Origin of the sequence: Shewanella sp. SR43-4 (assembly GCF_014163845.1) — a bacterium.
GTDB lineage: Bacteria > Pseudomonadota > Gammaproteobacteria > Enterobacterales > Shewanellaceae > Shewanella > Shewanella vesiculosa.
Map to the genome: position 1 here is coordinate 51715 of NZ_JACJEB010000011.1, position 24304 is coordinate 76018.

24 protein-coding genes are annotated in these 24304 nt (G+C 41.2%); 20 read left to right on the forward strand and 4 right to left on the reverse strand.

The genetic code is table 11. From position 1 onward, the window contains the following. Positions 1-14 precede the first annotated feature (14 nt). A complete protein-coding gene (gene ptsP, locus H5123_RS13690) occupies positions 15-2255 on the forward strand; it encodes a phosphoenolpyruvate--protein phosphotransferase (protein ID WP_182698324.1) in 2241 nt (746 codons plus the stop codon). An 80-nt stretch (positions 2256-2335) separates the two neighbouring features. After that, the gene (locus H5123_RS13695; protein WP_182698325.1) at positions 2336-3136 is read left to right on the forward strand and encodes a sulfite exporter TauE/SafE family protein; all 801 of its coding nucleotides are present in this window, start codon (positions 2336-2338) and stop codon (positions 3134-3136) included. Positions 3137-3208: 72 nt separating this feature from the next. Here H5123_RS13695 and H5123_RS13700 read toward each other — a convergent pair whose 3' ends face one another. Further along, positions 3209-4060, reverse strand: a complete 852-nt coding sequence (locus H5123_RS13700; protein ID WP_124017097.1) for a thymidylate synthase — start codon at positions 4058-4060, stop codon at positions 3209-3211. Between the two features lie 245 nt (positions 4061-4305). Between H5123_RS13700 and nhaA the strand changes: the two genes are divergently transcribed. The 5 genes from nhaA to H5123_RS20855 all read left to right on the forward strand — a co-directional run bounded on the left by nhaA (position 4306) and on the right by H5123_RS20855 (position 8043). Then, entirely contained in the window at positions 4306-5481 is a 1176-nt protein-coding gene (gene nhaA / locus H5123_RS13705) for a Na+/H+ antiporter NhaA (RefSeq protein WP_124017098.1), read from the forward strand. Next, complete coding sequence (locus H5123_RS13710) at positions 5478-5864, forward strand: hypothetical protein (RefSeq protein WP_182698326.1); 387 nt, start codon at positions 5478-5480, stop codon at positions 5862-5864. Before nhaA ends, H5123_RS13710 begins: the two co-directional genes overlap by 4 nt. Before the next feature lie 520 nt (positions 5865-6384). Beyond that, a complete protein-coding gene (gene nhaR / locus H5123_RS13715; protein ID WP_182698327.1) occupies positions 6385-7308 on the forward strand; it encodes a transcriptional activator NhaR in 924 nt (307 codons plus the stop codon). Between the two features lie 29 nt (positions 7309-7337). Then, positions 7338-7586, forward strand: a complete 249-nt coding sequence (locus tag H5123_RS13720) for a succinate dehydrogenase assembly factor 2 (RefSeq protein WP_124017101.1) — start codon at positions 7338-7340, stop codon at positions 7584-7586. A gap of 37 nt (positions 7587-7623) precedes the next feature. Next, entirely contained in the window at positions 7624-8043 is a 420-nt protein-coding gene (locus H5123_RS20855; RefSeq protein WP_182698328.1) for a protein YgfX, read from the forward strand. Positions 8044-8074: 31 nt separating this feature from the next. Here H5123_RS20855 and nadB read toward each other — a convergent pair whose 3' ends face one another. After that, positions 8075-9691 carry an L-aspartate oxidase gene (gene nadB, locus H5123_RS13730; RefSeq protein ID WP_182698329.1) on the reverse strand — a complete coding sequence of 539 codons (1617 nt, stop codon included), beginning with the start codon at positions 9689-9691 and terminating at the stop codon, positions 8075-8077. A gap of 233 nt (positions 9692-9924) precedes the next feature. Here nadB and rpoE point away from each other — a divergent pair, with 233 nt between their 5' ends. The 12 genes from rpoE to H5123_RS13790 all read left to right on the forward strand — a co-directional run bounded on the left by rpoE (position 9925) and on the right by H5123_RS13790 (position 20199). Continuing rightward, the gene (gene rpoE, locus H5123_RS13735; protein ID WP_124017104.1) at positions 9925-10503 is read left to right on the forward strand and encodes an RNA polymerase sigma factor RpoE; all 579 of its coding nucleotides are present in this window, start codon (positions 9925-9927) and stop codon (positions 10501-10503) included. A 26-nt stretch (positions 10504-10529) separates the two neighbouring features. Continuing rightward, positions 10530-11129: a sigma-E factor negative regulatory protein gene (locus H5123_RS13740; protein ID WP_124017105.1), complete on the forward strand. Its 600-nt coding sequence runs from the start codon at positions 10530-10532 to the stop codon at positions 11127-11129. Positions 11130-11177: 48 nt separating this feature from the next. After that, positions 11178-12110, forward strand: coding sequence for a MucB/RseB C-terminal domain-containing protein (locus H5123_RS13745; RefSeq protein ID WP_124017106.1), 933 nt, complete (start codon positions 11178-11180; stop codon positions 12108-12110). A 207-nt stretch (positions 12111-12317) separates the two neighbouring features. Further along, entirely contained in the window at positions 12318-12788 is a 471-nt protein-coding gene (locus H5123_RS13750; RefSeq protein ID WP_165870133.1) for a SoxR reducing system RseC family protein, read from the forward strand. 214 nt (positions 12789-13002) lie between these two features. Then, on the forward strand, positions 13003-14793 hold the full coding sequence (lepA, locus tag H5123_RS13755; protein WP_124017108.1) for a translation elongation factor 4: 1791 nt from the start codon (positions 13003-13005) through the stop codon (positions 14791-14793). Between the two features lie 187 nt (positions 14794-14980). Beyond that, complete coding sequence (lepB, locus tag H5123_RS13760; protein ID WP_182698330.1) at positions 14981-15895, forward strand: signal peptidase I; 915 nt, start codon at positions 14981-14983, stop codon at positions 15893-15895. Beyond that, complete coding sequence (rnc, locus tag H5123_RS13765) at positions 15895-16575, forward strand: ribonuclease III (RefSeq protein ID WP_124017110.1); 681 nt, start codon at positions 15895-15897, stop codon at positions 16573-16575. Before lepB ends, rnc begins: the two co-directional genes overlap by 1 nt. Then, the gene (gene era / locus H5123_RS13770; RefSeq protein ID WP_124017111.1) at positions 16572-17576 is read left to right on the forward strand and encodes a GTPase Era; all 1005 of its coding nucleotides are present in this window, start codon (positions 16572-16574) and stop codon (positions 17574-17576) included. Before rnc ends, era begins: the two co-directional genes overlap by 4 nt. Before the next feature lie 45 nt (positions 17577-17621). After that, complete coding sequence (recO, locus tag H5123_RS13775; protein ID WP_165870134.1) at positions 17622-18335, forward strand: DNA repair protein RecO; 714 nt, start codon at positions 17622-17624, stop codon at positions 18333-18335. Between the two features lie 110 nt (positions 18336-18445). After that, the gene (gene pdxJ, locus H5123_RS13780; RefSeq protein ID WP_124017113.1) at positions 18446-19183 is read left to right on the forward strand and encodes a pyridoxine 5'-phosphate synthase; all 738 of its coding nucleotides are present in this window, start codon (positions 18446-18448) and stop codon (positions 19181-19183) included. Beyond that, entirely contained in the window at positions 19183-19563 is a 381-nt protein-coding gene (gene acpS, locus H5123_RS13785) for a holo-ACP synthase (protein WP_124017114.1), read from the forward strand. The genes pdxJ and acpS overlap by 1 nt, the downstream gene beginning before the upstream one ends. 114 nt (positions 19564-19677) lie before the next feature. Beyond that, a complete protein-coding gene (locus H5123_RS13790) occupies positions 19678-20199 on the forward strand; it encodes a DUF962 domain-containing protein (protein WP_182698331.1) in 522 nt (173 codons plus the stop codon). A 60-nt stretch (positions 20200-20259) separates the two neighbouring features. Here H5123_RS13790 and H5123_RS13795 read toward each other — a convergent pair whose 3' ends face one another. Together H5123_RS13795 and H5123_RS13800 are read right to left on the reverse strand one after the other, a co-directional pair. Further along, a complete protein-coding gene (locus H5123_RS13795; RefSeq protein ID WP_124017116.1) occupies positions 20260-21540 on the reverse strand; it encodes an HlyC/CorC family transporter in 1281 nt (426 codons plus the stop codon). A gap of 153 nt (positions 21541-21693) precedes the next feature. Then, complete coding sequence (locus H5123_RS13800; RefSeq protein WP_182698332.1) at positions 21694-22482, reverse strand: inner membrane protein YpjD; 789 nt, start codon at positions 22480-22482, stop codon at positions 21694-21696. 283 nt (positions 22483-22765) lie between these two features. On the opposite strand from H5123_RS13800, the gene ffh reads away from it, so the two are divergent. Further along, positions 22766-24139, forward strand: a complete 1374-nt coding sequence (ffh, locus tag H5123_RS13805) for a signal recognition particle protein (RefSeq protein ID WP_182698333.1) — start codon at positions 22766-22768, stop codon at positions 24137-24139. The last annotated feature ends 165 nt before the right edge of the window (positions 24140-24304 follow it).

A 24304-nucleotide genomic window follows, 5' to 3' on the forward strand; every position in this document is an offset into this window, starting at 1 on the left:
AGAGGATTGGAACAGTGTTAAATATGCTCAGGGATATTACTCAAGCTGTTGCGAGAGCCAACAGCCTTGAAAGTGCATTAACCATATTAGTGTCACAAACTCGATTAGCGATGGCTACCCATTGCTGTTCTATCTATATCCTTGAACAACAACATCTTGTGTTATCGGCCACCGAAGGGCTAGAAAAATCTGCTGTTGGCCGCGTCAGTATGCCACTATCTGAAGGGTTAGTTGGCTTAGTTGCCGAACGTGAAGAAGCTATTAACCTTGCTGATGCCCGTATTCACCCTCGCTTTAAATTATTCCCAGAAGCTGCAGAAGAAGAATATCGGGCATTTTTAGCTGTACCGATCATTTTTCAAAAACAGGTTGTCGGCGTTATTGTGGTGCAACAGCCCGAAGCGCGTCAGTTCAGTGAAAACGAAGAAGCATTTTTAATGACCTTGGCAGCGCAACTTGCTGTCGTTGTGCGAAGCTTAAAGCACAAGGCGGCCATTACCAATGTGCAGCAACAAGTTGTTTTCAGTGGTGAAACAGCGTCAAGCGGTATTGCGATTGCTCATGGTCTAGTGTTAGGTGGTTTGATTTCACTGGAACAGGCCGAGATCCGATGTACTGATGTTGATGTTGAAATTCTGCGCTTAAAATTAGCCGTACAGCGTTGTAAAGACATGCTGACGTCAATATCGCAACGTTTTGAACGCGAGAAATCTGCTGATGTTGCCTCTATATTTACTGCATTTCAATTACTGCTCGATGATTCGAGTCTCGGTGGCGAGTATGCCCGTGAAGTCGCATTAGGCTGGCAAGCTGAGTCTGCTGTCAGTCGGGTGTCTATTCGCTATATTGAGCAGTTTTTGGCGATGGAAGATCCTTACCTCAAAGAGCGCGCCAGTGATATTCGAGAGCTTGGGCAGAAGTTGCTTCGACAACTGATAGAGCCTGGCCGACTGGAATTAGAACCGGATAAACCGGTTATATTAGTCGCAAAAGAAGTGGATGCCACTTTACTGGCAGAGTTTCCGCGGCAAAAGTTAGCTGGGATTGTCACCGAGCGTGGTGGAGTAAATGCTCATGCTGCTATTTTAGCGCGTGCGCTAGGTGTACCAGCTATTGTTGGCGTTGATGAAGTCTTATCCATCGATATTGATCAAAAGCTATTAGTATTAAATGCTAATCGTGGTCAGCTATTGGTATCGCCTTCACCCGCTGTGATAGAAGAGTACCAATTACTGATTGATGCAGATGTTGAAAAACAAAAGCAATTTTCTGCCGAGTTGGGTTTACCCTCTATTACCACCGATGGTGAGCGGATCCATTTGTATCTCAATGCAGGGTTACTCAGTGGTATCGCATCTGAAATAGCAGAATGTGCCGATGGTATTGGGTTGTATCGAACTGAAATCCTATTTATGTTGCATCAACGCTTTCCGAGTGAAAGTGAACAAATCAATGTCTATCGCCAAGTATTAGATGCTGCAGGTGATAGACCTGTGGTGATGCGTACATTGGATGTGGGTGGTGACAAACCACTACCGTATTTTCCGATTAAAGAAGATAACCCATTTTTAGGCTGGCGCGGCATTCGGTTATCACTGGATCATCCTGAATTATTTTTAGTGCAATTACGGGCGATGTTACAAGCAGCAAGTCACGGTAATCAATTGCAAATATTACTGCCAATGGTCAGTAATTTAGATGAAATAGATCAAACCTTAAAATATTTGGATCAAGCATTTATTGAATTAAGCCAAGAGTTAAATACTATTTTGGTTAGGCCAAAAGTTGGTGTAATGCTTGAAGTACCAGCATTATTATACCAGTTACAAGATGTGGCGAAGCGAGTTGACTTTGTTTCTGTCGGTAGTAATGATTTAACGCAATATTTGCTGGCTGTCGATCGTAATAATCCGAGTGTGAGTTCGCTATTTGACAGTTATCACCCTGGTATTCTTAGAGCCCTTAAACGCGCGGTTGATGAGTGTAAACTGTATGATTTAGATGTGAGTGTGTGTGGTGAACTTGCTGGAGAACCCTACGGCGCCTTGCTTTTAGTTGCTATGGGGTATAACAAACTCAGTATGAACCAAGGCAGCTTAGCGAGGATTAATTTTTTACTTAGACGTGTCTCAAAACAACAGTTATCTGAATTGCTGGAGTCTATTTTACAGCAATCAAATGGTAATCAAGTTCGAGGCTTACTCGCTCATTTTTTACAACAGCATGATTTAGCAGACTTAATTAATATGGATTAGTCGTTTAATTTAATCGGCTTGATAACTCGCTGTTGTGGTTTTTGATAATATTGCCAAGTGTCGCTCTTAAGGATGTCATCGTGGATAGTTTACTGCAGGTCTTTTTAATATGTCTTTTGCTGGGATCCGTTGTGGGTTTTTTAGCCGGCCTTCTAGGTATTGGAGGGGGATTAATTATTGTGCCTGCTCTGTTGTATATCTTACCCTCAGTGGGCATTAGCTCGGTTCAACTCACTCACGTCGCTATCGCTACATCACTGGCGTCGATTATTTTAACGTCTATGTCTTCAGCTGCTGCCCATCATAAACGCGGTAATATTCCTTGGGCGTTATTTAAACCTATTTTACCCGGCATTGTGATTGGTTCTCTAGCGTCAGCATTTGTGTCTGAGCAAATTGCATCGGATGATTTACAGCAGGCCTTCGCCATTTTTGTCGTGTTAATGGCTGTACAAATGGCGTTTCCGTTTAAAGTGAAAACGGGAAGTAGTCTGCCTAATTTTGCCGTGCTATTTATCATCTCAATTTTGATAGCGCTAACCGCTGGGCTAATGGGGATTGGTGGTGGAGTACTGCTAGTTCCATTTTTGAGTTATTGCGGTTTACAAATGCGCCAAGCTGTTGGGTTTTCATCGGCAACCGGAATGCTTATTGCTGTATCCGGTACCATTGGTTATGTCATCGCGGGATTTGATGTACCGAATTTACCCGAGGGCTCGGTAGGATACATTTATTTACCCGCATTAATCGGGATTATTATTAGCTCAATGTTGTGCGCGCCTATCGGTGTAAAAGCGGCAAGCTCTTGGCCCACGCCAGTGTTGAAAAAAATCTTTGCTTGCTTGCTTGTTGTTGTAGGATTGAAACTACTAACGAGTTAAGCCTAAACAATAACAAAAATGGCGTTGTTCAAGTATTTGAACAACGCCATTTTTGTTATGAGCGAAAGCAGATTATACGGCGAAAGGATATTTAATCGCGTCGTGATGCTGATAATCTTCTACACTAAAATCATCCAAGGTCACCCAAGTTTCAATGTCTTTTAAGGTTTTAATCTGTGGATTAATGATTAATTTAGGTGAGGCAAAAGGCTCACGTTTTAGCTGAATATCGCGCATGGGTTCAAGCTGATCTTCGTATATATGAGCGTTGACAATTTTATGGTACGCCTTACCAGGTTTGTGGCCCGTTATTTGTGCCATTAATGCCAGCAATACGTAAACCTGTACCATATTGAAGTTCAATCCTAATGGAACATCACAACTTCTTTGGGTGCTATTGAGATATAAGGTATCACCAAGTAATGAAAAGTGATGCTCGTACATACATGGACGTAAGCAACCTAAGTCAAATGCGCCTGGATGATAGAAGGTTAAAATCTCACCGCGATTATCGATACCGTTAGTTAAGTCATCAACAATTTGTTGCAGTAAATCGACTTGGCCACCACCCGCTTTTGGAAAAGCACGCCCCAAGGCTCCATAAATCAGCCCCATATCGTCGTGACCTTTACGGTTTGGGTTGTCTAACCAAGCTTGGTTTTCATTGGCATTGGCATCCCATGTTTTGGTGCCTAATGATCTAAAATCAGCAGCATTTTGATAACCGCGTAAATAGCCAAGGATTTCTGCAATGGCCGATTTCCAGAAACTTTTACGTGTAGTCACTAATGGAAATTGATTATTTGCAACGTCATAAACAAGATCGGCATTAATGACGGTGAGGCATTTTTTGTTAGTGCGAGCATTATTGACCCATTCGCCTTCATCGACAATACGCTGGCACAAATCTAGATATTGTTTCATCTGTTTAATCCTTTTTCCTTTTCGAGATTATACCCAAACCAAGGTTAATTAACACGTTCTAATCTGTAGAAAAAGACCCAATCTACGCTATGCTTCACAGTGTCAGCATAACTTGAATAAAGTATAAAGCAGACTTGTTACCGCTTGATACCTCGGAAATACCGAGTTAATATCAAGAAACAAGCGATTATTATAGTTTCAATGATTCAGATAGACTTATCTTATTGTTTTTTTTGGAGTGTTATATGGAACGTGCAATTAAAAACTTTTTAAGCCAAGAGTCTGCCGGTGGGATTTTACTGATGATCGCCGTGGCTTTGGCGATGATTCTTGCCAATTCACCATTAGCTGGGATATATCAAGATTTCTTAGCCACTGAAGTCCAGTTTAGGGTAGGTGATCTTGATATCGATAAGCCACTTTTACTGTGGATTAATGATGGTTTGATGGCATTGTTCTTTTTATTAATTGGCTTAGAAGTGAAGCGTGAATTACTGGAAGGAGCATTGTCTAGTGTCGCAAAAGCATCCTTACCCAGCTTTGCTGCTATTGGTGGCATGGTTTTTCCTGCGTTATTTTACTTAGCATTTAACTACTCTAACCCTGAAACTCAGGTTGGCTGGGCCATCCCTGCGGCAACTGACATTGCCTTTGCGCTAGGCATTATGGCACTGCTGGGTAGTCGTGTTCCTGTGGCCTTAAAGGTATTTTTGCTGGCGTTAGCGATTATTGATGATCTTGGCGTGATTGTGATTATTGCGCTGTTCTACAGTACCGATTTATCAATGCTTAGTTTAGTGATTGCGGCGATATCAATCGTGCTAATGGTCGCGTTGAATAGAAAAGGGGTCAGTTCGATTCTACCTTATGGATTACTGGGCTTTATTTTGTGGGTTGCGGTATTGAAATCTGGCGTGCATGCGACTTTGGCCGGTGTGATTATCGCATTTTGTATCCCTTTACGTGCTAAAGATGGCTCTTCACCGTCTGAGCATTTAGAGCACAAGTTACACCCATGGAGCACCTTTATGATTTTGCCGGTGTTTGCTTTTGCTAATGCTGGTTTATCATTAACCAATATGTCATTGGATACATTTGCTGAACCTATCACCCTAGGTATCATCATGGGTCTGTTATTAGGTAAGCCTATTGGAGTGCTGTTATTTAGTTATTTAGCAGTAAAACTTAAATTAGCTGAGTTACCACCAGGCATTGGCTGGAGGCATATCATCCCTGTTGCGGTTATGTGTGGTATTGGATTTACCATGTCGGTGTTTATTGCTTCACTAGCATTTGAGAATTCACCGGCTGCGTTTGGTGATTATGCAAGGCTCGGTATTTTAACTGGATCGTTATTTGCGGCTGTGATTGGTTATTTTTGGTTAGCCAAGGTACTGCCTAAAAATGGAGGGAAATCATGAAATTCAATACATTAACCTTGGGAATGCTCGTGAGCAGTTTAGCTATTCCTGTATCGGCGGAATCATTTAATGTTTGTCTGGAATCATCTAACTCACCCACTTGCCAAAGTTATTTGGAAGGCGTTGTGGATGGAGCATTAATGTTTCAAGATGAACTGGCTAAGAAACGAATTGATCCCAATGATTATGAATCAAGAGCATTGAAATACCGAGCGGGGAAACGTTATCAAACAGCGAATGTGAATTATTGCTCTAGCCACATAATCGTAAAATCTGAAGTTGTCTCAGCACTTACTGAGCAGGTGTCGTTAAACAATGTCAGTAACAGTGATGAGCTGGAATCAGTGATCACGAGTTTAATGGATTGTCGCCGCAGTCAGTAATTTGGTCAATAGATTAACGCAGCCCTTGGGCTGCGTTTTTTATGCTTTATTTTTGGCTAATCATTCAGATGATTTATTCTAGTGGTTCAGGGACTGTTGATTTTTGATGATGAATGTTGCAGCAGTTTGTTATGGCGGATTAGCTTTTTAGATCCTGTGTTTCTAAGATTTAGACTGCAGGGTTAAATCACCTGAATTTTAGATGGTAAACCACGCTAAAACAGCCCTTTGCCTTGCTTATTGCGTTGAATTAACGGGTAATAAATTTGCTATTGGAAGCATCAATTCGCCTTGTAGGAAAACGAATGACAAGTTTGATGATAGCTAAGGCTATGATTTTTATTATTGTATTGTCATATCTTATCCTTAGTTTAAGTTAAATAAACCACTAACGCGTTTTCTCTAACCCACGTTAACCACCTAAGATATACAGCCCAGCTACTATCAATTAATCAACAGCGCAGTTAAGTGTTTATTTGCTATAGTAGCTGTAGTGATTTTTGTAGGGTTAGTAATTGATATGCAGCATTTAAATTATAATCATTTATATTATTTTTGGATGGTACAAAAGAAAGGCTCTGTAACCAAAGCCGCTCAAGTATTATGTCTTGCACCTCAAACCATTACCGGGCAGATCCGTTCATTGGAGGAAAGATTAAAGGGCGCAGTGTTTAAACGTGTAGGGCGCAATTTAGAGGCTACTGAGTTAGGAGAACTGGTTTTTCGTTATGCGGATAAGATGTTTAGTCTTAGCTATGAAATGCTTGATATATTAAATTATCAAAAAGATGACTCCTTGTTGTTCGAGGTCGGTGTGGCGGATGCATTATCTAAAGCCCTCGTGAGCCGTGTGTTATTAACCGTTATTCCTGCCGATGGGTCCGTACATTTAGCGTGTTATGAGTCAACTCACGATAGTCTTATTGAACGTTTACGTGAGCATAAGCTGGATATCATTGTATCGGATTGTGCCGGCGGCTCGTTGAAGTATCCTGAGATTTTGTCGAAAAAGTTAGGCGAGTGTGGTGTGAGCTTTTTTTCTGCGGAATCTATCTCTACGCCTTTTCCTGCTTGTCTTGAGCAGAGTAAATTATTAATCCCAGGTAAACGAACCTCATTAGGACAACAGTTACACGGTTGGTTTGCGGAAAAAAATCTTAATGTCAGTATTCTGGGGGAATTTGACGATGCCGAAATGATGAAAGCATTTGGTTACTTTAATCGCGGTATTTTTGTCGCACCGTCTATTTATCGTCATGATATACTGTCACAAGGTATGGTATTGCTTGGTGAAACAACTGACATCAAAGAAGAATACCATGTGATGTTCGCTGAGCGAATGATCCAACATCCCGCGGTAAAATCATTATTAGCAACTGATTTTGGAGAATTATTTGCTGGACGAGATAAACAAGTACAAGATTTTGAGAACCGTATAAGCTAACTTGTGATACAGACATCAGGAGATTTGTGTTGGAATTAATGAATATAGCTCGTGTCCGCTGGGCATGTCGTCGCGGAATGTTAGAATTAGATATCTTGTTTCAACCTTTTGTCGAAACTCAATATGAAGCAATGACCGATGATGATAAAAATACCTTTATTCGTCTATTAGAGTGTGAAGACCCAGAGTTATTTGCTTGGTTTATGGGGCATGAACAATGCCAAGATCCATTGTTAGCCGATATGATAATAAAAGTCCGTGGAAGACCAGCACCTTAATTCAATAGCCGTTTCGTCGTCTAATACTAGCACTCATATGCAGCAATTTGCGTTGAGTGCTTCGTTTTTACAGCGTGCTGGGTTAACAGTATTTTTTGCCGTTATTTTAAGTAGCTTTTTGGCTTGGCCCAGTTATTCCTCCCTGATATACCACATTATCCAAACATTACTTTTTATTGTAGTAATGCTTATTTTTGTTTTTGAATGGCGCAGATTGTCTCATTGGCGTTGTTTATTTTCTTTGGGAAATAAGAGGGCTGGTACTCTATTATACGGTACAGGTGTACAAGCGAGTAATATCAGCCTAAGCAAAAAAGCGTTCATTTGCCCACTAGTGTGCATTATTTTTTTACAGGTGAGTAAATCTGGAGAGCAGCGGTTATTACTGGTGTGGAGTGATATGTTAGACGACACAGCGTATCGTGATCTGTGCCGTCTATTATTGAGCCATCAATGAGCTTATTTAAGCGTAAATCGTCCGATAATGATTAACGATTAGGTTGTAAGATAGTCGGTTTAGGATTGTCGACTTGTTCAGGATAATCAATATTATAGTGAAGTCCTCGACTCTCTTTTCGCTCCATCGCACATCGAATAATCAACTCTGCAACCTGGACTAAGTTACGCAACTCTAACAAATTGTTGCTGACACGGAAATTTGAATAATACTCTTCAATTTCTTGTTGCAACATTAAACATCTTCTGAGCGCTCGCTCCAATCGTTTATCAGTTCTCACAATACCGACGTAATCCCACATAAATAACCGCAGTTCGTGCCAGTTGTGGGCAATGACCACTTCTTCATCTGAGTTACTGACTTGACTTTCATCCCACACAGGCAATGGACAAGGCATTGGGATTTTATGTAACAGTCCCTCTATATCCTGTGATGCTGCCCGTGCAAAGACTAAACACTCGAGTAACGAATTACTCGCCAATCGGTTAGCGCCGTGTAAGCCAGTGTAAGCTACTTCGCCAATAGCATATAAGCCATTAATGTCAGTTTGACCATGAAGATCAGTCATCACACCACCGCAGGTATAATGTGCTGCAGGCACTGCAGGGATCGGATCTTGAGTAATATCAATACCTAATTCTAAGCAACGTTGATAAATGGTGGGGAAGTGTTTAATGATAAAATCAGCAGGTTTATGGCTGATGTCTAGATAAACACAGTCTGCGCCTAAGCGTTTCATTTCATAATCGATTGCGCGGGCGACAATATCACGAGGGGCAAGCTCTCCGCGTTCATCGAAGTCAGGCATAAAGCGGCTACCGTCTGGGCGGCGTAAATATGCCCCTTCACCACGTAATGCTTCGGTTAATAAGAAATTTCGCGCGTTAGGGTGAAATAAACACGTTGGGTGAAATTGATTAAATTCCATGTTTGCGATGCGGCAACCCGCACGCCAAGCCATAGCAATACCATCGCCACTGGCAATATCAGGGTTGGAAGTGTATTGATAAACTTTAGAACTGCCACCGGTTGCTAAGGCCACAAATTTTGCCTTAACGGTTTCAACATGCTCCTCATCTCGATTCCACACATAAGCGCCAAGTACACGGTTACCCGGTCGATGTAATTTACGAGTGGTGATTAAGTCGATCGCATTGTAACGTTCTAATACTTGTATGTTTGGGTGAGCCATGGCTCGTTCTTGTAATGTGGTTTGTACTGCTTTACCGGTTGCATCTGCTGAGTGTAGAATTCGTCTATGGCTATGCCCGCCCTCACGGGTAAGGTGATAAGGTGCCGCGCTATTATCGACTCCTGCTAAGGTTTCTTCTTTATCAAATGCCACCCCACAATTAATTAACCATTGCATTGCGCTTTTGGCGTTTTCTGCGGTGTATGTCACAACCGATTTATCGCATAATCCGGCACCAGCGATTAACGTATCGTTGACATGTGACTCAATTGTGTCGCCTTCATCAAAAACGGAGGCTATTCCACCTTGAGCATATAGCGTGGACCCTTCTGATAACGGGCCTTTAGAAAGAAGAATTACTTTTGATTTTTCAGCAAGATGTAGTGCTAAAGTTAGTCCAGCAGCTCCGCTGCCGATGATCAAAATGTCACATTGGTGTTCAACTGCTTGTTTCATCAGGTATCATGGTGTGGCTTAGTGGTTTTATTATAGTAAATCAAATAACCTAAGTAGGGTACTTTTACAGCGGGTTTTATTGTGATTTTGCTTAGATATTTTATTGATAAGTGAAATAAATTAACTTTTTTTAATTCAAAATCGAACTTTCTTCATATTGGTAGGTCTACTTATATGAACAGGATTCGAGCGACTGAGAAATCAGTATTACAGATTAGGAGTAGTCGGCTCGGATGAGTGGACAATATAGTGATCAACAATTAGTTGAACGAGTACAGCAAGGCGATAAAAACGCATTTAACCTGTTAGTGCTAAAGTATCAAAATAAAGTGATGAGTTTGATTTCCAGGTATGTTCGCAATCAAGCGGACGTGGCGGATGTGACACAAGAAGCCTTTATTAAAGCTTACAGAGCCTTAGCAAACTTTCGTGGTGAAAGTGCATTTTATACTTGGTTGTACCGTATTGCGGTAAACACCGCAAAAAACCATCTTACATCGCAAGGGCGCAGAGCACCTGCAAACGATGTTGATATAGAAGATGCAGAATATTATGAAGGCAGTGATGCACTTAAAGAGTTTGCATCACCAGAGCAATTATTAATGAAAGATCAAATGAGTAAAGTGATCTTTAACACGCTCGATACTCTGCCTGAAGAATTAAAAATGGCCATATCGCTCAGAGAGCTAGACGGCATGAGTTATGAAGATATTGCCAATATAATGGATTGCCCAGTAGGCACAGTTAGATCGCGTATCTTTCGTGCTCGAGAAGCAATCGACAAACAGCTCCAGCCTTTGCTGGAAAAGTAACAGCCTTAACCTTAGATAGGTGAATAATGCTTAAATCAAGTCAAGAATGGGTATCTGCAGCAGTTGATGGTGAAGTCGATGATAAAACATTGGCACAGCTTTCTGCTGATGTTGATTCACATGATGAATGGCAACGCTATCATATGATAGGCGATGCAATGCGCGGCGAACTGCCTGCGACCATTGACTTAGACCTTTTTGCCAGCATCACTGCAGCTATTGAGCTTGAGCCAACAATTATCGCGCCTCAAGCCAAATCAACTGAAGTTGACCAACAGCGAACTACTGCTTCCAATGTAGTGCCATTTTTCAAGCAGTTTGGCCAATATGCTATTGCTGCAACTGTCGCTATGGTGGCGATTGTTGGTGTGCAAAATTATAACCAAAGCAATGATGCAGAATCGCCATTACCAGTGTTAATGACACGTCCTTTAGTGGGTAGTGTATCTCCGGTAAGTTATCAGACTGGTGCAGCACAAAATCAGCAAAGCTATTCCAACGAGCAAGTGATTGAACAGCGTCGCCGGATTAATGCTTATATTCAAGATCACATGTTGCAACAACGCTTAAATCCAGGTGTTGCTGTTGATAACAATAGCGTGCAAGATGCTACGGTAAATCCATAATAAATTGGAATAAACCTTATCTTACGTCTTACTTTGTTAGGAGTTAGCTTGCGCCTTATCCTGCTAGCACTATTAGCGTTAACCTTTCCAACACACGCTGAAGAAGATTTATCTGCTAAAGCTTGGCTTAATAATATGAGCCAAGCGATGCACGATAAACAATATAAAACCTCAATTATTCAGCTACAAGCTGACCATATTCGTCCGCTCGTCTATATTCATGGCATTGTCGACAACAAAGAAGTTGCTTTACTTGAGTACCTCAATGGCTCACCTAAAAATGCTGTACGAGTTGATAATCGAGTTACGTTTATAGAACATGACCAGCCGGCTTACAGTGTTTTGGCTCCTCGCATACAGGGTATTTGGCCTGCGGCGTTGGCGGGAGATTTAAATCAACTCGAAAAAGGCTATCAATTTGTTATTGGCGGTCGCGCTCGTATAGCTGGACGTCCAGGGCAGATGATCCGTTTATTGGCTAATGACGATAACCGTTATGATGCGCAAGTATGGATCGATATGGATACCTACCTGCCATTACGTTTTGACACTCTCAATAAAGACAAACAATTGCTTGAACAAACCATGGTTATTGAACTTATTGAGTTAACTGAACCAGCAAATATTTTAATTGAAGCCGCTAAGCAAGAGTGGCCAGCAGTGATGAATCAAGCTGAACGCACTGATGGCAAAAATTGGCAATTTACTTGGTTACCTGAAGGTTTTGACGTGGTTGTTCGCGATCATCATCGTTTAATTGGTATTCATGAACCTGTTGAATATATTGCATTAACTGATGGTTTAGCTAATATTTCAGTGTATGTTGCCCGTGCAGGAGAAAACCCTATGCCTAATGAATTACTTATTCGTAATGGCTTATCAATGGTAGTGGTAAAAGTAGGTACTCTTGAGGTCGTGGCTATTGGTAAGGTGCCTTCAGAAACCTTAGATAAAATTGCTAATAGTTTAGTATTAAAGTAACCCTTGTGCTTTATTGAACATAAGCCGTGACAAGAGCTTCTTGTATCACGGCTTATGTGTTTTCAGGGCCAGCAGAGCGTTATCAATGATATAGCTTAGTGATAAACTTGCTTAGTCATTGCGCCGCATTATGCTAAAATTACTCCATTATTTATCGGTTGAGTGTGTAAAATGACGAGTAAAATATCCGAATCAACGGCACCGACTATGATGGAAGAAATTGCCCGAGTGGTTGATTATCAACAAGGTTGGGCAACAGTTGAAGTTGAGTTGAAAAGTGCCTGTAATCATTGCGCTAGCAGTGAGAATTGTGGCACATCAACCATTGCAAAAGCTTTTTCTGTTCAAACGCAACGTTTTTCATTGCCAAGTGATAAACCTTGCCATAAGGGTGATTTACTTAAAATAGGCTTACCTGAAAGCGTTATCATTAAAGCGGCTGCATTAGTGTATTTATTGCCGTTACTAGGATTGTTTCTATCTGCATTAGTGGGGCAAATGTTAGCCGCTGGCCTAGGATTGAGTACTAATGGTTTTGCTATGGTTTTTGGTGCATTAGGCGCATTGGTTGCTTGGTTTATTGGTAAACACTTCGCCGCGCAACTTGAAGCACAAGCTACACCCGTTATCATTGCCTATTTGGGGCAAGAAGTGGGCATTATTAGTGCGAGCCACTAGTTATTATTAAGGATAACTTATTAGCCTGTGGTGCATCTTGTACTGACTGATTGAGTCCGTAAACTCATTAGCCAATACTTGAAAACAGCATCTTATGGCCAACAATTACACCAAAATAGATACTATTGTTTAATCTGATTGGTATTAACCCCCTAATCAGGTACAATTTGCCACCTCGATTTTCATCATATTTAGTAGTAGTCATTGCAGCATAATGAAACACATTAGAAACTTCTCGATTATTGCCCATATCGACCATGGTAAATCAACTTTATCCGATCGCCTGATCCAGGTATGTGGCGGCTTAACTGACCGTGAAATGGCTGCACAGGTTTTAGATTCAATGGATCTAGAACGTGAGCGTGGCATTACGATTAAAGCCCAAAGTGTCACCTTAGATTACCATGCAAAAGATGGTAACACTTATTTACTCAACTTCATTGATACCCCTGGACACGTAGACTTTTCTTATGAAGTTTCACGTTCTTTGGCAGCATGTGAAGGTGCATTATTAGTGGTTGATGCTGGTCAAGGCGTAGAAGCTCAGACATTAGCAAACTGTTATACTGCACTAGAAATGAATTTGGACGTTGTCCCAGTACTCAACAAAATTGACTTGCCTCAGGCTGAGCCCGATCGTGTCGCTGCAGAGATTGAAGACATCGTTGGTATTGATGCCATGGATGCGGTGCGCTGTTCTGCAAAGACTGGTATCGGTGTTGATTTAGTCCTTGAAGAAATTATTGCAAAAATTCCTCCTCCAGTAGGTGATGAATCTGCGCCTTTACAAGCCTTGATTATTGACTCATGGTTTGACGCTTACCTTGGTGTGGTGTCGTTAGTTCGTATTAAGAATGGCATTCTTAAAAAAGGCGAAAAATTCAAAGTGATGTCCACCGGACAAAACTATAACGCTGACCGTGTTGGTATTTTTACTCCAAAAGAAAAAGACAAAGCAGAGCTTCGAGCCGGTGAAGTGGGTTATGTTATTTCTGGTATTAAAGAAATTCATGGTGCACCAGTTGGCGATACGTTAACTCATGCAAAGCATGGCGCAGACAAACCATTACCCGGTTTTAAGCGAGTTAAGCCTCAGGTTTATGCTGGTGTATTCCCGATTTCGACTGATGAATATGAAAGCTTCCGCGATGCATTGAACAAGCTTAGCTTAAATGATGCATCACTGTTTTTTGAACCTGAAACATCTTCAGCGTTAGGCTTTGGTTTCCGCATTGGTTACCTCGGTTTACTGCACATGGAGATTGTTCAGGAGCGCTTAGAGCGTGAATATAATCTCGATTTGATCACTACAGCGCCGACAGTGGTTTACGAAGTTATCATGAATAACGGTGATACTATTTATGTTGATAATCCATCAGGATTACCTGCGCTGAATAACATCCAGGAAATTCGTGAACCGATTGTTGAAGCCAATATTTTAGTGCCTAAAGAATACCTAGGTAACGTGATTACCTTGTGTATTGAAAAGCGTGGTTCGCAAACCAACATGGTGTATCACGGTAATCAAGTGGCCGTGACCTATCATTTGCCTATGGCTGAAGTGGTAATGGACTTCTTTGACCGTCTTAAGTCTACGAGCCGGGGTTATGCTTCATTAGAGTATAACTTTATTCGCTTCGATCCAGCGGACATGGTACGCCTAGACATATTAATCAATGGCGACAGAGTTGATGCACTTGCGATGATTATTCACCGCAGTAACATTCGTCATCGCGGCTTGGCTTTGGTTGAGAAGATGAAAGAATTAATCCCTCGCCAGATGTTCGATATTGCGATTCAGGCTGCTGTTGGCAGTCAGATTATTGCTCGTTCAAGCATTAAAGCATTACGTAAAGATGTGACCGCTAAGTGTTATGGTGGTGACGTTTCACGTAAGAAGAAACTGCTTAACAAGCAGAAAGAAGGTAAAAAACGCATGAAGCAAGTGGGTAACGTTGAGGTGCCACAAGAGGCATTTTTAGCGGTACTGAAGCTAAACGATTAATAATAATTAATCGAGTTTATGTGCAGAATAACGCCGCATATTGCGGCGTTATCGTTATTTTTACTATATATTTTGTAACACTCAACTGGGTGAATGTTTATTCGTTAATCACCATACTGGATTGAGTTATTCTGAGCTTTGCTCAAGCCATATGGATCCAACACACCCAGCAGGAGATAAATCAGTAATGGCAGCCTATTTTTCGCTTATTTTAGTGCTCGTAACCTTGGTCAGCGGTCTTATTTGGTTAATTGATGTGGTTTTTTTCGCGCCTAAACGCCGTGAAAACTTATTAGCAGCACAAGCTAACTCAACCCAGTTAAGCGCAGACGCTATCGATAAAATCATTCGTGAGCCTGTGCTAGTTGAAACGGCGCATTCTATTTTTCCTGTCATCGCCTTTGTCATGATTCTGCGCTCATTTATTTATGAGCCATTTCAAATTCCTTCTGGCTCTATGATGCCGACACTCTTGGTCGGTGACTTTATTTTGGTTGAAAAGTTTAGTTACGGATTACGTGATCCGGTATGGCGCAGTAAGTTGGTTGAAACTGGTGAGCCTGAACGTGGTGATGTATTTGTATTCAAATATCCTGAAAATCCAAAGATTGACTACATAAAGCGTGTAGTTGGCCTGCCAGGAGACAAAATTTTCTATCGAAATAAGCAGCTTATGATCCAAGAGGCATGTGATAGCCAAGTTGACTGTCCTGCGGCTAAAACGATTGAACATGTCGAAATTAATCGTGGAGAGTTTAGCCATAATGGCGTGCCATTAATTCGTTCGACTGAACAACTTGGCGATGTTAAACACGATATATTAATCGATCCGTCACGACCTGATTTTAGACAGCACTTTTATCCTCAAGCAGGCCTTCCTGCCGGTGAGTTTGTTGTGCCTAAGGGAATGTATTTTGCCATGGGCGATAATCGTGATAACAGTACCGACAGCCGTTTTTGGGGCTTTGTACCGGAAGAGAATCTTGTAGGTAAAGCCGTAGCAATTTGGATTAGTTTTGAATTTGATCGTCAGCCGAGTGATATGTTACCTGCATGGGTACCAACCGGTGTACGTTTTGATAGAGTAGGTGGAATACATTGATGGAACCCATTAAAAATTTGCCGCGTTTGTGCCGTACTTTAGGTTATGAATTTAATAATATTGAATTACTTATCCAGGCATTAACTCATCGTAGCGCAGCAAATAAACATAATGAGCGTTTAGAGTTTTTAGGTGATTCGATTTTATCGATAGTCATTTCAGATGCCTTATATCATCAGTTTCCAAAGGCAACTGAAGGCGATTTAAGTCGTATGCGTGCGACCTTAGTTAAAGGCGATACGCTGACTATCATCGCCAAAGAATTCAAATTAGGGGATTATTTATATCTCGGCCCTGGAGAACTTAAAAGCGGTGGATTTAGACGCGAATCGATTTTAGCCGATGCAGTAGAAGCTATTATTGGTGCTGTCTACCTCGATGCCGACATTGAAGTGTGCCGTAAGCTATTATTATCATGGTATCGAGAGCGTTTAGCTGAGATAAAGCCGGGTATTAATCAAAAAGATCCCAAGACTATTTTACAAGAATATTTGCAAGGTTTTAAAAAACCATTGCCCGATTACCAAGTTGTCGCGGTAGAAGGCGAAGCGCATGATCAAACCTTTACTGTAGAATGTAGCATTAGTGAATTAGATAAAGTTGTCACCGGTGTGGCAAGTTCAAGAAGAAAAGCTGAACAGCTTGCCGCTGCTCAGGTATTGGAGTTACTGAATAAATGACCAAGAAAACAGACTTGCCAGCAGGTGATAATCAAGAACCTAGCTTAGATGAACTGCTAGCAAGGATGAACCAAGCAGCACCTGTCGCCACTGCCAAATACGATGTAACTTATTGTGGCATGGTGGCTATTGTTGGTCGCCCAAATGTGGGTAAATCAACGCTTTTGAACAAGTTACTTGGTCAAAAGGTGAGTATTACCTCAAAGAAACCGCAAACGACTCGTCACCGGATCATGGGTATCCATACCGATGGCCCAAGCCAAATTATATTTATTGATACCCCAGGTCTGCACATTGAAGAAAAACGTGCGATTAACCGCTTAATGAATCGTGCAGCTGCCAGTTCTTTAGCTGATGTTGCTATGGTTATTTTTGTGGTTGATGGCATGACATGGACTGCTGATGATGAGATGGTATTACAAAAGCTACAACATCGTAATGATGCTCGTAAAATCATCTTGGCTATCAATAAAGTCGATAATATTAAAGATAAAGAAGCATTATTCCCTTACCTCAATCAATTAGCACAAAAGTTTGATTTTGATGAGATTTTGCCAATATCTGCCAGTAAAGGTACTAACGTACAACGCATTTTGGATATGGCGCGCGAGTCGTTACCTGAAGCACCATTTTACTTCCCTGAAGATTATGTGACAGATCGCTCACAACGTTTTATGGCATCTGAAATTGTTCGCGAAAAGCTGATGCGCTTTTTAGGCGACGAGCTTCCATATGATGCGACTGTAGAAATTGAACAGTTTAAAATGATGGAGAATGGTGTTTACCAAATTAATGCGTTAATTTTAGTCGAACGTGAAGGCCAAAAACGCATGGTTATTGGTAATAAAGGCGAACGTATTCGGACGATTGCGACTCAAGCCAGATTAGATATGGAAACCCTATTTGAGAATAAAGTTTTCCTTGAAGTATGGGTAAAAGTCAAATCAGGTTGGGCTGATGATGAACGTGCATTGAGAAGTTTAGGTTATGGCGATAACTAAATCGACTTTAGCGTTATTGATTGTTAGTTTATAGACATGGCCACTATGAAACGTGGCTATGTGCTTCATCATCGACAGTTTCGCGAATCGAGCGTGATTGTTAATTTGCTGATTGAGGGCGAAGGGCGCGTCGATGCCATCACTCGAGTTGGCTCGGGTAAACGGTCGATTAAAAGCATATTACAACCTTTTCAACCTCTCATAATCCAGTTTAGCACCAAATCTGAGTCCAAAAATTTAGGGTTAAAAAACATTACCCAAATTGAGTCTGCAGCGCCCGCGATGCCCTTAAGTGGTAATAGTCTTTATTCAGGTTTCTATTTAAATGAGTTATTAGTTCGTCTATTGTCCGTGGAGCACCAAGCTGAAGGGATATTTTTAGATTACCACCGCGCATTACTCGCATTAGCTAAACAGTTTTGCTCAAGTCACCTGCGTTATTTCGAAATGGCACTGTTATTAGAGTTAGGTGCGCTGCCTTCTCTTGCCTATGATACACAAGGTGATTTACTCGATAATAATTGTCACTATCGATTTATTGCCCAGAGTGGCTTTATACCTATTTTAACAAGCCAAGAGAGTCATTTTACTCATGGCAAAGGCAGTTTATCGGGGGCCATGTTGCTAGCATTGGCATCGCAAGAGTTACAACCTGAGCAGTTTAATCAAGCCAAAGGATTAATGCGTTATTTACTTACGCCATTATTGGGTAATAAACCTTTATTAAGCAGACAGTTATTCACTAAAAAAACGGATTAGTATAATGTTTTTTTAGATTTAATACGTGAACCAAGCACGGTCTAAACCGTATATAAAGCTTGGTAAGCATAAGTCATTATTGTGTTATTTATTACGTTAAGGAGCTCGATGTGAGCGGAATACTATTAGGCATTAACATCGATCATATCGCGACATTGCGCCAAGCTCGCGGTACTCATTACCCCGATCCTGTTCACGCAGCGGCAGTAGCAGAACATGCTGGCGCCGATGGGATCACCATCCATTTACGTGAAGATCGTCGCCACATTCAAGACCGCGATGTGTATTTATTGGCAAAAACATTGAAGACCAGAATGAACTTCGAGTTTGCCGTCACTGAAGAAATGATTGCCATCGCTTGTGATATAAAACCAGCCTATGCCTGTTTAGTCCCAGAGAAACGCGAAGAGCTCACAACTGAAGGTGGCCTTGATGTTGCTGGTCAGTTAGAGAAGATCCGCTCAGCCGTCACTCGTTTGGCTGCAGAAGGTATTAAAGTGTCATTGTTTATTGATGCCGACAAAACGCAAATTGATGCAGCTGTTTTATCTGGCGCACCTTACATTGAGATCCATACCGGTTGTTATGCTGATGCGATCACTGATGCTGAGCAGGCTGACGAGTTAGCGCGTATTACTGAAATGGCACAATATGCTCACAGTAAAGGTTTAGTGGTTAATGCGGGGCACGGTTTGCATTATCACAATGTTAAGGCCATCGCGGCTATTCCTGAGCTTTATGAGCTTAATATAGGTCATGCTGTGATTGCCAGAGCCGCTATTGATGGTTTAGATACTGCCGTTAGAGATATGAAGCAACTCATGCTTGCAGGCCGCAGAGGCGAGTAATGGCAATTGTTGGTATCGGCACAGATATTGTAGAGATTGCCCGCATCGGTGAGCAACGACAGCGCCTTGGTGATAGATTAGCCAAAAGAGTGCTTACAGAGTCTGAGCTTGCGACTTACTTGCAATCAAAGCAGCCTGAGCGATTTCTAGCGAAACGTTTTGCAGCCAAAGAAGCCGCTGCAAAAGCGTTAGGTACCGGAATAGGCAGAGGAGTGTCGTTTCAACATATTCATATCGATAATGATGCTAACGGTGCGCCTCTAATCCGCTTTACTGATGGTGCATTAGCAAGACTAGAACAGTTAAGCGGTCGCTGTGGGTTTATCAGTATTGCCGATGAACAACATTATGCAGTAGCCACTGTTGTATTAGAAAGTTGATGTCACAACATTAAATGATTTATCAAAGGCGCATTAGCGCCTTTTTTTGTGGTCTTTTAAAATCGGCCTAATTGGAGTAAATTAACAAGATAACAACAATTAAAGAGACTTAAAATGAAATCTGCAGTAGAACAACTTTCAACTTACAAAAGTGTGCATTTAAATCCGCAAAATATTAAAACCCACTTTATTGGCGTTCCGATGATTATTTGGTCAGCATTTTTAATGCTGGGGACCATTCGTTTTGACTGGCAAGATTATCAAATCAGTGTAGCGATGATATTAACAGTTTTGGTGTTGGGCTATTACATGGCGCTTCACATGCGACTGGCGCTTGGTTTAGTGTTATTTATTCTGCCTGTGCTATACACCAGTGAGCAGGTTGTTCATACTTCACACCCGTTTATTATTGCCATCAGTATTTTTGTTATCGGCTGGGTGATGCAGTTTATTGGTCATCATTATGAAAAAGCTAAGCCTGCTTTTATGGATGATCTTAATCAAATTCTGATAGGGCCATTTTTTTTAATGGCAGAGCTATATTTTATGATGGGTTTAGAAAAAGACTTAGCGGCACAAATCACTCCCATTGCACGTGAAAAGCGCCGAGCATTAGAAGCTAAACTTTCCAACTAATGTGGATGAATTAATGGTCATAAAAAAGGCGCTATTAGCGCCTTTTTTATCGATTGGAGTTTACTCAGTATCTTCAATTAACTCTAAATTAGTCGGTAACACTCTGACTGTCTTAATCATGTTATCCGCTACATCGATGACTTCTATTTGGTAATCAACGATACGCAAACTGGTGTTTACAGCTGGAATATCTTCAAGAAACTCAATGATTAAACCGTTTAATGTTTTAGGACCATCTATGGGTAGGTTCCATTTCATTTCTTTATTCAGGTCTCGAATGTTAATCGTGGCATCAATTAAGAAACTACCATCTTGCTGAATATTAATGTCTTCACTGGCAGTGGTCATCATTGAGGTAGTGAAATCGCCAACAATCTCTTCCAAAATATCTTCTAATGTCACTAATCCCTGAATATCACCATACTCATCAACAACTAAGCCAATACGCTCTTTATTTTGTTGGAAATTAGTCAACTGGACGTTTAGTGGGGTGCCCTCTGGAATGAAGTACAACTCTTTTACTGCGCGTAATAATGATGATTTACTAAATTGCTGTTTTGATTGCAAGCGTAATGCATCACGCAAATGAATGAAGCCAACGGCATCATCAATATTATCGCGATACACCAATACTCTAGTATGAGGACTCTGAACCACGAGCTTATTAATTAATCTGAAATCATCATTAACGTTAATTGCGTAAATATCTGAACGTGAAATCATGATGTCTTCGACTGTGACTTTTTCTAAATCCAAAATTGACAGTAACATCTCTTGGTGACGCTGTGGGATTAAGGCTCCGGCTTCATGAACAACAGTGCGCAGCTCTTCTTGGCTTAATGCATCACTTGTTTTGACGGTTTTGATGCCCATCAAGCGTAAAAACAGCGACGTAATTAAATTGATTGCTTTAACAAAAGGCGACAATAAAATTAATAGCCAACCTAATAAAATACTAGATGGGAAGGCAATGCGCTCAGGATGTAAGGCGGCAAATGTTTTAGGAGTAACTTCAGCAAACACTAACACCACAATGGTGAGTACACCTGTAGCAATCGCAACACCCATATCACCAAACAAGCGCATACCAATAATAGTGGCAATGGCTGAGGCAAGGATGTTGACCAAGTTATTACCGATAAGGATAAGCCCAATAAGCCTATCAGGGCGATCGAGTAACTTTAAGGCTCGTATAGCGCCTTTATGGTCATTGGATGCAAGGTGTCGTAAGCGGTATCGGTTGAGGCTCATCATTGCGGTTTCTGAACCCGAAAAATAAGCAGAAATCACGATTAAAACCAAAAGGAAAATAAGGAGTGCGCTGGTAGATATAGCGTCCAAAAAAGGGGCCCCATGAAGTAGTGTGAAATTGGCCTAAAGGCCAAATTGTCATTAATTTAACGGCCATTATTTATTATTGGCCGTTAGAGTCAAGTTATCTCGGTTATTTTTAAATTGTATAGATTAGGCTATACACGTTAAAAATAATTAAAATTATTTTAATATCAATTCCTTAACAATCCTTGCACCAAAATATGCAAGTGAAAGTAAACTCGCGCCAGATAAGCTGTAAATCACTGCGGTGCGGATCCTACAGCCGACAGTATATTGTTGCCACAACATAACAGCGTAAACCACCCAAGCGATTATTGATAATATGGCCTTGTGCCCTTTACCGTCACCGAACATATCTTCTAAAAAGATAAAGCCGGTTACCAGCGATAAACTCAGTAAAATAAATCCAATAATGATTAGATGATAAAGCTGTTTTTCTACCGTCATTAATGGCGGCATAGCAGGGCTCATCATCATCTGTTTTTTCTTCAGTTTATTCTGGATGAATAACAGTTGAATGGCGTACATAGCCGCTATCATCAATGCGCTGTAGGCCATTAATGATAATACTACATGCGCTAGGAGCTCCGGGTGTATTTCAAAGTGAGTAATAAACTGCGGTGGCACTAACCATAGAAGTGCTACAGAGATAATTGAACAGGCATACACAACGGGTACAACAATGATGACTTTAAGCCGAGGCATTGTGATAGTGAACGTTAATGCAATAATCCAGTTAACCAAGGAGATCACATTAGTTAAACTAAAGTTTTGTCCATCGACGGTAAACACTGCATTCGAAAGCGCAAACCCGTGCATGATGACGGCAATACCAGAAGCCACCATAACGGCCTTACGATTAGGCCCTTCAACATGAAAAAGTCGGCTCGTTACTAAAACCAATGCTAAACAATAAAAAAGCATGGCTGCCGCGGAAAAAATAACCATTTAGAATCAACCTATCTTAGTCGTTAATGCTGAAAAAACTGCGCCTGAGTAATGAACAATACTATTAAAGCATGACCTTTTCATTATTTGTATTAGATTAACATGATCACGGCCTAACATGGCAGTGACCTAAGACCCAAAATTTAACAGTTTCATCGCGTTTTCGATAATTATTTTGTACAAAATTGGCTAGTGTTTGAGTTCTTCTCGTTGCAAGTATCGTAATTTAGAGTGGCTTGGGTATAATGGGCGCAATTATTGTTATGCTTAAAAGAGCCGCTCAATGTTTGAGAATTTATCTGACAGACTGTCACGCACACTAAAAAATATTAGTGGCCGTGGTCGCTTAACAGAAGACAACATTAAAGAAACTCTGCGTGAAGTGCGTATGGCGCTGCTTGAGGCGGATGTCGCTTTACCTGTTGTTAGAGACTTCGTTAAAAGCGTAAAAGAACGCGCTGTGGGTCAAGAGGTGTCAAAAAGCTTAAGCCCAGGGCAAGCTTTTATCAAAATTGTTCAAAACGAACTTGAAAAAGCCATGGGCGAGGCGAATGAAGCCCTCGATCTCGCGGCCATTCCTCCAGCTGTAATCATGATGGCGGGTCTTCAAGGCGCAGGTAAAACGACCTCGGTTGCCAAATTAGGTAAGTTTTTACGCACACGCCATAAAAAATCGGTACTTGTGGTCAGTGCAGATGTTTATCGTCCTGCGGCAATCAAACAACTTGAAACATTAGCGACTGAAGTCGACGTTGAATTCTTTCCGTCTGATGTGAGCCAAAAGCCAGTTGATATTGCTAAAGCAGCAATCACTTATGCAAAATTAAAATTCATTGATGTGGTCATTGTCGATACAGCAGGTCGTCTGCATGTTGATGAAGCCATGATGGATGAAATCAAGCAGCTGCATGCTACTGTAAACCCAATCGAGACATTATTTGTCGTCGATGCCATGACAGGGCAAGATGCGGCCAACACGGCTAAAGCATTTAATGAAGCTTTGCCTTTAACGGGGGTTATCTTAACCAAAGTTGACGGTGATGCTCGCGGTGGTGCTGCTTTATCTATCCGCAGTATTACCGGTAAGCCGATTAAGTTTTTAGGTGTTGGTGAAAAAACCGATGCATTAGAGCCTTTCCACCCAGACCGAATTGCTTCGCGTATTCTCGGTATGGGTGACGTATTGTCATTAATTGAAGAAGTTGAACGCGGTGTCGATAAAGACAAAGCGATGAAACTGGCTTCAAAAGTAAAATCAGGTGGCAGTTTCGACCTAGAAGATTTTCGTGAGCAATTACAGCAAATGAAAAACATGGGTGGAATGATGAACATGCTTGAGAAGCTTCCTGGTGTGGGTCAATTGCCACCAGAAGCATTAGCTCAGGTTCAAGACGGTAAGATGACTGGACAAATGGAAGCCATCATAAATTCGATGACCGCCAAAGAGCGTAAAAACCCAGATTTGATTAAAGGGTCGCGTAAACGTAGAATCGCTGGCGGTTCTGGGACTCAAATTCAAGATGTAAACCGCTTATTAAAGCAATTTACCCAAATGCAGAAAATGATGAAAAAGATGTCTGCAAAAGGTGGAATGAAGAAGATGATGCGTGGAATGGGTGGAATGTTACCGCCTGGAATGAAGTTTCCGGGCCGATAATATAAGCATCTTTCGAGTGCTAAATTAGTTAATTTTAAATTCAATCAGTTGGTTAGGTTATATTTTTGACTTTATTACAACAAAACGGGTGAGCTAAAAATCATCAGTTTTGGTTGCATTAGTTCAAAAGTCAGGTAAAATCTTCCGGCTTTCTTTCTGGGACTC